At 65.0% G+C, this 7,075-nt stretch carries 7 protein-coding genes and 1 pseudogene; 4 read left to right on the forward strand and 4 right to left on the reverse strand.

Features of this window, described 5'->3' with window-relative positions:
* Positions 1-20 precede the first annotated feature (20 nt).
* The 3 genes from AC5RT4_RS15135 to AC5RT4_RS15145 are packed head-to-tail and all read right to left on the reverse strand — an operon-like array spanning position 21 to position 3,676.
* On the reverse strand, positions 21-1,538 hold the full coding sequence (locus tag AC5RT4_RS15135) for a carboxyl transferase domain-containing protein (protein ID WP_494106296.1): 1,518 nt from the start codon (positions 1,536-1,538) through the stop codon (positions 21-23).
* Between the two features lies 1 nt (position 1,539).
* Positions 1,540-2,751 carry a CaiB/BaiF CoA transferase family protein gene (locus AC5RT4_RS15140; protein WP_494106297.1) on the reverse strand — a complete coding sequence of 404 codons (1,212 nt, stop codon included), beginning with the start codon at positions 2,749-2,751 and terminating at the stop codon, positions 1,540-1,542.
* Between the two features lie 46 nt (positions 2,752-2,797).
* Positions 2,798-3,676, reverse strand: a complete 879-nt coding sequence (locus AC5RT4_RS15145; protein ID WP_494106298.1) for a fumarylacetoacetate hydrolase family protein — start codon at positions 3,674-3,676, stop codon at positions 2,798-2,800.
* A 77-nt stretch (positions 3,677-3,753) separates the two neighbouring features.
* Here AC5RT4_RS15145 and AC5RT4_RS15150 point away from each other — a divergent pair, with 77 nt between their 5' ends.
* The 4 genes from AC5RT4_RS15150 (at position 3,754) to AC5RT4_RS15165 (ending at position 6,510) form a co-directional block, all read left to right on the forward strand.
* Entirely contained in the window at positions 3,754-4,503 is a 750-nt protein-coding gene (locus AC5RT4_RS15150) for a FadR/GntR family transcriptional regulator (protein WP_494106299.1), read from the forward strand.
* 30 nt (positions 4,504-4,533) lie between these two features.
* Positions 4,534-5,793 (forward strand): DUF3500 domain-containing protein, encoded by a 1,260-nt coding sequence (locus tag AC5RT4_RS15155; protein WP_494106300.1) that lies wholly within the window; start codon positions 4,534-4,536, stop codon positions 5,791-5,793.
* A complete protein-coding gene (locus AC5RT4_RS15160) occupies positions 5,790-6,011 on the forward strand; it encodes a hypothetical protein (protein ID WP_494106301.1) in 222 nt (73 codons plus the stop codon). Before AC5RT4_RS15155 ends, AC5RT4_RS15160 begins: the two co-directional genes overlap by 4 nt.
* A gap of 232 nt (positions 6,012-6,243) precedes the next feature.
* Positions 6,244-6,510, forward strand: a complete 267-nt coding sequence (locus AC5RT4_RS15165) for a hypothetical protein (protein ID WP_494106302.1) — start codon at positions 6,244-6,246, stop codon at positions 6,508-6,510.
* Between the two features lie 400 nt (positions 6,511-6,910).
* Here AC5RT4_RS15165 and AC5RT4_RS15170 read toward each other — a convergent pair.
* Positions 6,911-7,075: pseudogene (locus AC5RT4_RS15170) on the reverse strand (IS30 family transposase); the annotation flags it as partial.

Here is a 7,075-nt window from a genome sequence, read left to right on the forward strand (position 1 = left end):
GCCCGCCGGACGGACAGGTCTTAGCTGCCGAGGTTCCGGTACTTGCGTGCCCGTGACGCCACGAGCTGGGAGACCGGCACCACGCCAACCGAGGCTAGCTCGTACTCGATGGCACGGGCCATCCGGGTGCAGAACTCCCGCGGCTCCAGGGAAGCATCCCCGCGCTCGTCCACGATGTGGTCCACCAGGCCGTTCGCATATAGCGCGGCCACGTTTACCCCCTGTGCCTGCGCCATGGCGGGCGCGAACGCGGTGGTCCGGTGCACGATGGCGCTGGCGCCCTCCGGAGGCAGCGGCGAGAGCCAGCTGTGCTGGGCGGCGATGGTCCGGTCGGCCGGCAGCAGCGCCAGGGCTCCGCCACCGGCGCCCTGGCCAAGCAGCACAGAGACAGATGGCGATTCCAGCCCGATCAGCTCGTGCAGCGACCGGGCGATCTCTCCGGCAAGCCCGCCCTCCTCTGCTTCCTGGGAGAGCGCTGCCCCGGCAGTGTCGATGACGGTGAGCAGGGGAAGCCGCAGTTCCTCAGCGAGTTTCATCCCGCGGCGCGCTTCCCGCAGTGAACCGGGGCCCATCCCTGCTCCGTCCCTCCGCAGCGGACGGGCGTGGCCCAGCACAATGCAGGACTGGGTTCTAAAGCGGGCCAGCGCCAACAGCAGCCCCGGGTCCTTTTCCCCCTGTCCGGTTCCGTTGAGGGGCAGCGCGTCGCTGGCGCCGAACTTCAGCAGCTGGCGCAGGTCCGGGCGCCGCTGCCGGCGGGAGATCTCGATGGAGGTCCAGGCGTCGACGGTTGAGGGCCGGATGTCCAGGGTTTCGGGTGGGGCCGGCGTCGCCCCTTCAGCCACCGAATTCCCCGAGGAGAGGATGTCGAGTGCTCGGCCCACCAGGTCGGCCAGATCGCCCGGCTCCACTACACCGTCGATCAGCCCCTTGTTGAAGAGGTTTTCCGCCACCTGCACGTTCTCCGGGAACGCCTCACCGTACAGCGCCTCGTACACGCGTGGGCCCAGGAAGCCCAGCAAAGCGCCAGGTTCGGCCACGTTGATGTGCCCCAGGGATCCCCAGGATGCCATGACGCCACCGGTGGTGGGATGCCGCAGGTAGACCAGGTAGGGAAGCCCGGCCTGGCGGTGCGCACGGACAGCGCCGGTGATCTTGACCATGGACAGGAACGCGAGCGTCCCTTCCTGCATGCGTGTCCCACCGGAGGCAGGGCCGGCCAGCAGAGGCAGCCCCTCAGCAGTGGCACGTTCGACGGCGGCAACGATCCTTTGCGCCGCAGCGTGGCCAATCGATCCCGCCAGGAAAGAGAATTCGCTGACGATCAGCGCCACCTGGCGGCCGCGGATGAGTCCTGCACCGGTGAGCACCGATTCGTCGGCGCCGCTGCGCTCACGGGCCTTGGCCAGGTCCCGTGCGTACTCCGCGGACATCTCCGGCTGGTCCGGTTCCGTGTCCCAGGAGACGAACGATCCCGGGTCTACCACCGTCTCCAGCAGCTCGGTTGCGCTCATATGCCGCACCTTTTCAGACGTCGTCATGCTATTTCGCCTCCGCAACGGTGGCAGCCAGTCCCAGCCAGTCCCGGATCGCCGGACCATCCTCATCGAGCAGCGGCGGCGCGTCGTGTTCCGTGACCGTGGTTTCCGCGGCGTCCCCGGGCGCGAAGAACCGCAGCGGCGGCCCGGGCAGGCTCACCTTCCCGAGCAGCGGATGCTCCACATCCACCACGAGCCCCTGGGACGCCACCTGCTCCCAGGCATACACCTCATCCAGCGAGCGGACCTTCCCTGCCGGGATCCCGGCAGCGTTCAGCTTTTGCAGCAGTTCCGCCGCACCGTACGCAGCAAAGGCCCGTTCGACGGCGGCAATCACCCCGGCGCGGTTCCGCACCCTTTCGGCGTTGCTGGCAAAGCCCGGCGCCGTCGGGTCAAGATTGAAGACCGCCGCGAAGGAGGACCACAGCTTTTCGCTGCCGACGCTGATCTGCACGCTTCCGTCCTTGCAGGCAAACAAGCCGTAGGGCGCGATGGATGGATGGTGGTTTCCCTGGGCCTGCGGCACGTCACCCGCCACTGTGGTGCGGGTGCCCTGGAAAGCGTGGACTCCGATCAGCGACGCCAGCAGTGAAGTGCGGACCACCTGGCCGTGGCCGGTCCGGCCACGTTCCACCAGCGCAGCCAGTACGCCGAACGCGCCGTTCATGCCGGCCAGCAGGTCGGCGATGGGGACGCCGACCCGCTGGGGGTCGTCGGGCCCGGAGCCAGTGAGGGACATTAGCCCGGCTTCGCCCTGGAGGATCTGGTCGTAGCCGCTGCGCTGGGACTCGGGCCCGTCGTGGCCGAATCCGGTGATGGACAAGATCACCAGCCGCGGGTTGAGCTCGTGCATCGCCGTGGTCGAGAAGCCCAGCCGGTCCATGACTCCGGGGCGGAAGTTCTCGATTACCACGTCGGCCCGCTCCAGGAGTCCGCGCAGCACCGCCCGACCGTCGCCGCTTTTCAGGTCCAGGCTGATGGACTCCTTGTTGCGGTTGCAGGACATGAAGTAGGTGGACTGGAGGTCGTCTTCGGGGCCGACGAAGGGCGGGCCCCAGCCGCGGGTGTCGTCCCCGGTTCCCGGGTTCTCCACTTTGATGACGCGGGCTCCAAGGTCGGCCAGCATCATCCCGGCGTGCGGTCCGGCCAGTGCCCGGCTCAGGTCGACGACGAGGTGCCCAGCCAGGGGGCCTTGTGGGCTAACACTCCTGTTCATGCCGCTGCGCCTTTACCCACGAGCCCGATAGAGGGGCGGTGGACCATCACCGCAGTGCTGCCTGAATCTCGCGGGCCGCGGCATGGCGGGCTTCGTTGCCAACAATGGAGTTGCGCAGCGTGCCGATTTTCTCAACCTCGACTTCAACGGTGTCCCCGGGCTGCAGGAGCCACTGGGGGGTGCGTGCGTAGCCAACACCTGAGGGCGTTCCGGTAGCGAGCAGGTCACCGGGGCGAAGGGTGAACGTTTTGGAGATGTGCGCCAGGGTTTCACCTACGGTGTAGACCATCTCTGTGGTGTTCCCGTCCTGCACGGTCTCACCGTTCACACGGGTCTGGACCCGCAGGCCGTCGCGCAGGTCACCGACCTCGCCGGCGGGAACCATGGGTCCGACCGGACCGGAAAGGTCAGCGTTCTTGCCCAGGATCCACTGGGAGGTGAGTTTTTGAGCGCGCCGGGCGGTGAGGTCGTTGAAAACGGAATAGCCGACAACGGCTTCCAGTGCTTCTTCCGGGGAGGCGTCAACGAGAGTTTCACCAACCCAGGCGACGATCTCGCCTTCCCAGTCCAGTCCGTCCTCCCCGGACGGGACAGGTACCGCAGCTCCATCCACCGTGAGGGACTGCGTCCACCGCGCGAACAGGGTCGGGTGTTCGGGCAGTTCCTGGTCCTTGAAGGAGCCCTCGGCGACGTGCTTGAGGTAGTTCAACCCGATGCAGATCACCCGGGCGCCGGGCAGAACCGGCGGGACGAACTCGACACCGGTCGACGGCAGGGTTTCCCCGGAGGCAGCTGAAGCAAGGTGCTGGGCCGGGGCGGCCCAGAACTGCTCAAGCCCGGCCAGCACGGAGACGCTCTGCCCGTCCAGGGAAAGTGCGGCGACTTCCACGGGACCAGCATTGCGACGGATACCAACGATCTTCATGGGACTCCCCTTCACGTTCCGACAGCCATTGTCGAAAAGAGCTAAAACATTCGCACCTTTTGTGCTTGAATAAGAGCATGACACAGACTTCCGGCGCCGTACAGCCCGCCGTGCAGGATTCCGGGACACCGCACATGGTTCCGGTGGCCGGGTTGAATCTGGCCGCGCCGCGTTCGCGGGCGGATCATCTCGCTGCTGCCCTGGAAGAGCGGATCCGTGCCCAGGGTCTTGAACCGGGCGCCCTCGTGGGCACCTTGGCCTCGTTGCGTGAAGAGACCGGTTATGCCCGTGCGACGGTCAGCGAGGCGGTCCGGCTCCTGCGTGAGCGGGGGGTGCTGGAAATCCGTCCAGGCCGTACCGGAGGGCTCTTCGTCGCCGAGCCCAGCCCTGTGGTCCGGTTGCGTCACACGCTTCTGACGGTCGGTGAGCAGCCCTCGGCCGTCATGGATGCCATTGAACTGCGGGACCACCTCGAAGAACTCATTGACGTCGGGGCTGCCCGATGCCGCACCGACGAGGACATCTCCGAGCTGCGTCTTCTCGTGGCCAACATGGAATCGTCCACGGACTGGGACGGATTCATGCGGGCGAACTGGGCCCTGCACGAGAGGATCGCCGCTATCTGCCCGAACGCGATGGCCCGGGCTGTATATACCGGCACGCTCGGGCACTTGTCTTCGTCAGCTTCCTCACGCGTTGATGAGGACGAGGCCGCAGCGGCGGCCTACAGAGCTGAGCGTCTGCGCGTTCACGCCGAACTTGTGGAAGCGATCGCCAGTGGTGACATCACCACTGTCAGGCAAGCCGTCACCAACCACAACAACTGACCCGATTACCGAGCACGAAGGAGTGCGCCCATGAGCACAGCAGAGTTCCGCCAGTATCTCTTCCCGCAAGGCCATCCCCGCATTGAAGACGTGAAGGGCCTCGATGCCTACGCCTACCGCAAGGAGGCCCGAAAGGAGGGGACCTTCACCGGTGAGCTGGTTAAGGGCTGGACACCTCTCTACCTGAACGAATTCCGTGGAGTCACCGAGGATGGGACCCTACGGGAAGGTCTCTACCCATTTGCGCCGGCGTTGCCGGGCGAGGAGGCTCCGGTTGCCGCCATGACCGAGGCAGCCGAGGCTCTGCTGGCTTCGGTTTCCGCCGAGGACCGGGAAAAGCTCACGTACCCGGTGGACGCCGTGGAGTGGCAGACCTGGGCCAATCCCGAATTCATGCAGTTCGATACCGGCCTCAGGCTTGAGTTCCAACCCCGGAACGTCCGTGAAATGGCACTGGCGCTCGTGGAAGCGTCGCTAAGCCCGGAAGGCTACGAACTCGCCCACGGCATGATGCTGATCAACGGCTTCCTGGGAGAGGTCGTGGGACTCGAAAGTGTCCTGAACGAGTTCAGCTACAACTTCGCCCTGTACGGGACGCCGCATCAGACCGCACCGTGGGGGTGGCAACTGTTCGGGCATCATTGCGCCGTCAACTGCCTTGTCGTGGAAGGACGCATGTCCCTCAGCCCGGTCTTTTTCGGAGCCGAACCCAACGAGATTGACGAGGGCCCTCACGCCGGTACTGCCGCTTTCGGAGACCGGATCCAACTTGGCACCGACCTCATGGCCGCACTGCCCGCCGAACAGAAGGCCGCCGCGACGGTCTACCAGCAGATGGTTGACCCGGCCATGCCGGAAGGGCGGGTGCATCCCGGGGACGAAAGGCACCTTGCCGGGGCGTTCCAGGACAACCGGGTTATCCCCTTTGAAGGAATCCGAGTGGCAGAAATGCCCGCTGAAGCACAACAGATCGCCCTTTCGATCGTCGAAAAATTCGTCCTGCCCTTGCCGGAAGGCCCTCGCGCGGCACGAACGCGCGAAATCCGGGAGCATCTGGATGAGACCTGGTTTTCCTGGATCGGCGGGCACGAGCCCGGCGATGTCTTCTATTACCGGATCCAGTCCCCCGTTATCATTGCCGAGCTCGACCATCACTGCGGTGTGTTCCTGGATTACCGCACGCCCAAGCAGTTCCACGTCCACACTGTCCTGCGGACCCCGCATGGCAACGACTACGGCCGGTCCTGGGTCCGTCAATGGCAGGCGGCACATTCGGAATTGGCCCGATGAACATCCATGCCGCTGAGGCCAGACACCAGATCGCCAATCTCCTTCAGACGTACGTCCCGATCGCAGACCGTAAGGACGTCGAAGCCGTGGTGGACTTGCTGGGAAACAGCTACGTGTACTTTCCTGCAGCCACTTCCTGGATCCTGCGGGAGCGCGGCAGTTGTTCACTCGGTTGTGGAGTGCCCCGGACGGGCACCGGCATGACATCAGCAACCTGATCGTGAACTCGGCACCGGAGGACGGCCAGTGGCTTGCCACTGCCCATTACACCCGATGGCTGCTGGGCGGTGACGCTCCGCTGATGCACACGCTTGGTCAGTATGAGCTGCTGGTGGATGGGAAGGATTGGTCCGTTCGGGAATTGACCGTCGGCCACCAAGGACCTCGCCTCGGGCTTTCTGACGGGACTTCACACCCGGCACCTCGCCGCCGCCTCATAGGATTGACTTGATGCGCCGCGTATTGGACTGGAGTGCTTTGCCCGGAATCGGGGTTGAAATCCGCCAGGACGGACACAGCGTCTGCCATGGCCTTGTTGATGCTGTCACCTCGAACGGAGACATCCTTTGGGTCCGGCAGCACAGCGGCGACAGACGGCTCTATGACAAGGCCTCACGCTACGAAGCATGGACTTCCGAGGACCGGCCGGGTTTCCTCTACCGGACCTCCACGAGTGGCACAGCGATCTCACTCGGGACCTACCCGCCCGCCCCCTGACTGCGGCGGGGCAGTATGGCGGCCACCCGGGCCGTCGACAATCGCAACGGCAACTGCCCCGCCGCTACCAAGCAGCGGCCAACAGGCCGCCTGCCTTAAACGCTCTCGCCAAACGGGCGACGCAAAGCAGCCATACCAGGCAACGGCGAGAGCCTCTAAGAGTCAGCGCCGGCCAGAATATTGGCTGGCATCGCTGTGAACTGCTTGAGCCTCAGCATCCGCCGGTCTCGTCAATGACGAAAGGAGGACAACGTGGAGGTATTGCGCGCTTCACAACAACGTCGTTCTTGCGCGCACCACAGATAGGGGCGAAGTTATCCTCACCGGACGAGGACTGTCGGTGACGGTCGAAAACTGAGCCATTGTGAGGGCGGCGGAGTTCAGCGGTCGTTGCAACGGTTTATGGTTCTATCGCCGGTGAAGTCAGTCTAGCCAGGTGCTCCATGGGGCTCTGCCAGCCTAGGATTTCGCGTGGTCTGCGATTGAGTTCAGCGGCGACTCTGGCGAGGTGTTCGGGACTATGGACGCCGAGGTCTGTTCCTTTCGGGAAGTACTGGCGGAGCAG

Source organism: Arthrobacter sp. sptzw42, from assembly GCF_059089685.1.

Bases quoted from the DNA above. Each gene is read 5' to 3' on its own strand.
- AC5RT4_RS15135 (WP_494106296.1), bottom strand. From the start codon at position 1,538: ATGACGACGTCTGAAAAGGTGCGGCATATGAGCGCAACCGAGCTGCTG.
- AC5RT4_RS15140 (WP_494106297.1), bottom strand. From the start codon at position 2,751: ATGAACAGGAGTGTTAGCCCACAAGGCCCCCTGGCTGGGCACCTCGTC.
- AC5RT4_RS15145 (WP_494106298.1), bottom strand. From the start codon at position 3,676: ATGAAGATCGTTGGTATCCGTCGCAATGCTGGTCCCGTGGAAGTCGCC.
- AC5RT4_RS15150 (WP_494106299.1), top strand. From the start codon at position 3,754: ATGACACAGACTTCCGGCGCCGTACAGCCCGCCGTGCAGGATTCCGGG.
- AC5RT4_RS15155 (WP_494106300.1), top strand. From the start codon at position 4,534: ATGAGCACAGCAGAGTTCCGCCAGTATCTCTTCCCGCAAGGCCATCCC.
- AC5RT4_RS15160 (WP_494106301.1), top strand. From the start codon at position 5,790: ATGAACATCCATGCCGCTGAGGCCAGACACCAGATCGCCAATCTCCTT.
- AC5RT4_RS15165 (WP_494106302.1), top strand. From the start codon at position 6,244: ATGCGCCGCGTATTGGACTGGAGTGCTTTGCCCGGAATCGGGGTTGAA.